Source organism: Halorientalis brevis (assembly GCF_023077655.1).
In genome coordinates, this window is record NZ_JALLGV010000006.1 from 1 (window position 1) to 838 (window position 838).

The window sequence follows — 838 nt, forward strand, 5'->3', positions numbered from 1 at the left end:
GGCGGACACGGTAATCAGTCTCTCTACCTCACGGACTACCTCAGCAGAGGTCATGCTTCGACATGTTTCGGTCGGAACCAGCTGTTGCCGAGTTCGATGGGCCTTTCACCCCTATACGTAGATCACGAGAGGGTATTGTAGGACACCAACTCTAACAGGCTTCCACGTGCCTTTCGGCACGCTTCACCTTGTCCACGCATAGATCACTCGGTTTCGGGTCGTACCCGTTTGACTCCCCGCGCTTGAACACGGCGGCCCTCGTCGTGAGACTGCGGCCATGTCGGTTTCCCTGTGCCTTCCCCGATAATCGGGTTAGACTCGCCAAACAAGTACACTCCCTGGTTCGTTTTTCAAAACGTACGACGGAACATCGGCTTCCCGTAACTCCTACTGGAAGGTCGCCCTTCGGTCGTTTGTCACGGGACCTTGTATGCCCCGTCGCTCCATCACCAACTGATTTCAAGCCCTATTGCACCTCCCTTCTGAGGGTGCTTTTCAGCGTTCGCTCACGCTACTTGTTCACTATCGGTCTCAGGTAGTATTTAGTCTTAGCAGTCGATGCCTGCCGTATTCACGAGGGATTTCCAACCCCCGATACTCTGGAACTGACGCACACCGTACTGGCCTTCATTACGGGGTTGTCACCCTGTTTCACGCTCCATTCCAGGAGACTTCATGAAGACGATCCGGTGATGAGAGTCAGCCCGAACACCACATTGCCCGAAGGCTTCGGTTTGGACTGTATCGCGTTCACTCGCGGTTACTAACGACATCACATTCGTTTTCTTTTCCTGTCCCTACTGAGATGTTTCAATTCGGGACGTTCCCCATTGCGCAA

Annotated in this window: 1 rRNA gene; it reads right to left on the reverse strand. The window is 53.8% G+C overall.

What is annotated here, in order from left to right:
• Window positions 1-838 (reverse strand): 23S ribosomal RNA (locus MU553_RS15520); the annotation flags it as partial.